Genomic DNA, 2,610 nt, shown 5'->3' with positions numbered 1-2,610 from the left:
ACGCGGGGGGTTCCGTGATACGCGTCCAAACCCTCGCGGTGGGGGGGTGGGGTGGCCCCCCCACCGCCGTTCGCACCTTTGCAACGGCATTGTTCAACGGCGGGCGGGGTCAAGCCCCGGCCCTACATCGTGCCGTAACTGCACGTATTCACTTATCTCATACACCCGTAGCTGCACTGTATCCTGGCGGGCCTGTTGTTGAAGGTGCAGGGTTTGCTGGTAGCTGAGGCCAGTGTATTCGGAGTGCTCCAGAAATAACAGGGGCGAAGTGAGGCTAGGCTCAGGCCAGGCGGCCAGCGGCGGGCGCTGGCGCAGCGAGTTGAACTGTTGCACGTTGGTCACGCGCCAGTAGGCGTCGAGGAGCACGTAGCGGTAACCTTGGTGGGCCAAGGCGGGAAGGGCCTCCTCACCTACTATTGAGCGTACTGTATCAGCATGAAAGGGTGTCATGGCCAAGCCTACCGTGCTGACCACGGGGCCGCCGCCGTGGGCCGCCAGCCAGGCGGCTACTGCTGGGTAACTGGTGGGCCGGGCGTAGGCGTACACTTCGCGCTGAAGCCGGTAGAGGTTGCCGGCTAGCGCCAGAAGCACCAGCAAAGCCAGCGCCGGGGCCGGAAGCCGCCGGCCGCGCCAGGGCCGGGCCAGCATCAGCAGTCCTAGTGCGTACCAGAGTCCGTAGGCCCACAGTAGCCCACGCGGCGCTTTCAGCAGCAGCGACATGCCCGCCAGCAGGCACCAGCCCCAAATGGCCAGATACAGTTCCAGCAGCAACTGCTGTCCTCGCCTGAGGTGGCCCGCCCGCCACTGCTGCCCCAGCAGCGCCAGCGGCCCCAACAGCCCCACCCATACCAGCCACGACTCAAAATCAAGCAGAAAGCGTAGGTAGTAGAGCAAATCGAGGTGTAGCGTAGCGTTGCGGCCGGCAGCGTTGGCGGCTCCCGGAAACAGTACGTTGTAGTACACGCCCACCCAAGCGTACCAACGCAGACCCGCCAGCCAGCCCACCGCGCTCAGCACCACGAAAGGGGCGGCCAGCAGCAGGCCCACGCGCCACCAATGGCCCCGCTGCAGCAGCAACCCATCGGCCCGCCACCACTCCAGCACGGCCAGAATGGGTAGCGTCAGCAGAAATTTATAGTTGAAGCTCAGGCCCAGCATTAGCCAGATAGCGGCCCGATAGAGGGTGGTAGAGCTGGGCTGCCGGAACCGTTGGTAATAAGCGGCCAGCAGTGCGGCGAAGCACAGTAGGCTGCCGGCGCTCATGGTAAAGTCGCGGCCGCCGTAGGTGAGGAAGGTGGCCGTGCCCATAAGCAGCGTGAGCAGCCCGGTTTGCCAGCCCGGCAGCCGGGTTTCGCGGGCAATAAAGGCTGCCAGAAGCCCCACGGCTACTAGGGCCAGCATCGCATTGATCACCAGAAATATCCGATAATCGGATGTGAGCCAGGCCACCGGCGCGTAGAGCAGCATGAACAGCGGGCTGCCATGCCGGAACAGGTGGCGCAGGTCGCCGGCCGCCACTTCCTGCACAATCTGCCAGTTGCGCACCGAGTCGAAGTCGGGTAACGCGCCCTCGGTGAGGCCGTACAGGCGCACCGGCACCAGCAGCAGCAACGCCAGGCCGAGGTAGTACGATTGTGGCCGTGAGAGGGCGAGCGGGCTGTTCAATTGGTGTTGGTTGGAGCGAGACGCGTAAAAGTACAGCAGTTCAGCCATGACGAGCGTACTTTTACCGCTACCTGTTCTCCTCACTCACCCATTTCTTTCCTTCACATCATGCGTCTTGTTCTCCAGCGCGTCCGCCATGCCCGGGTTACGGTGGAGGGCCGCGTTACCGGCCAGATTGGCCCCGGCCTGCTGGTGCTGGCCGGCTTCGCGCCCGATGACGATGCCGCCATTCTCGACCGGCTGGCCCGTAAAATGGTGCAGCTGCGCATCTTCGCCGACGACGAAGGCAAGATGAACCGCTCGGTGCAGGATGTGGGCGGCGAAGTGCTGGTCGTGAGCCAGTTTACGCTACTGGCCGACACCCGCAAGGGCAACCGGCCCAGCTATATCGGCGCCGCGCCGCCGCCGCTGGCCGTGCCGCTCTACGAGCAGTTCGTGCAAGTAGTAGCCGGGCTGCTGGGCCGCCCCGTGGCTACCGGTGAGTTTGGGGCCGATATGCAGGTAGAGCTGCTCAATGACGGCCCGGTAACCATTGTGCTCGACAGTTAGCACCTACGAACCGCCTCATCATCACCCCTCAAATTCCTGATTCATGACTATAGAAGAAGCCCAGCAAACTGTAGATGTGTGGATCAAAACCACCGGTGTCCGGTACTTCAATGAGCTGACCAATATGGCCATGCTCACGGAGGAAGTGGGCGAGGTAGCCCGCATTATTGCCCGGCAGTACGGCGAGCAGTCGTTCAAGGAATCCGATAAGAACAAGGTGCTGGCCGACGAGCTGGCCGATGTGCTGTTCGTGGTTATCTGCCTAGCCAACCAAACCGGTATCGACCTCACCGATGCCTTGAACCGCAACCTGGCCAAGAAAACCCAGCGCGATGCCACACGGCACAAGAACAACGAGAAGCTGAAGTAGGCACGACGTAGGGACGGGGCTTGTCC

The 2,610-nt window shown here is 62.8% G+C and carries 3 protein-coding genes; 2 read left to right on the top strand and 1 reads right to left on the bottom strand.

The window, feature by feature from the left end; all coding sequences use genetic code 11:
- Positions 1–93: 93 nt before the first annotated feature.
- Complete coding sequence (locus HW556_RS18205) at positions 94–1,665, bottom strand: hypothetical protein (protein WP_176901542.1); 1,572 nt, start codon at positions 1,663–1,665, stop codon at positions 94–96.
- A gap of 108 nt (positions 1,666–1,773) precedes the next feature.
- On the opposite strand from HW556_RS18205, the gene dtd reads away from it, so the two are divergent.
- Positions 1,774–2,214, top strand: a complete 441-nt coding sequence (gene dtd, locus HW556_RS18200) for a D-aminoacyl-tRNA deacylase (RefSeq protein WP_176901541.1) — start codon at positions 1,774–1,776, stop codon at positions 2,212–2,214.
- A gap of 43 nt (positions 2,215–2,257) precedes the next feature.
- Entirely contained in the window at positions 2,258–2,584 is a 327-nt protein-coding gene (locus HW556_RS18195; protein ID WP_176901540.1) for a nucleotide pyrophosphohydrolase, read from the top strand.
- Positions 2,585–2,610: the final 26 nt, after the last annotated feature.

This window comes from Hymenobacter terrestris (genome assembly GCF_013377905.1).
Lineage (GTDB): Bacteria > Bacteroidota > Bacteroidia > Cytophagales > Hymenobacteraceae > Hymenobacter > Hymenobacter terrestris.
The sequence above is the reverse complement of the archived record's forward strand: the minus strand, read 5'-3'. Positions and strand labels throughout refer to the sequence as shown.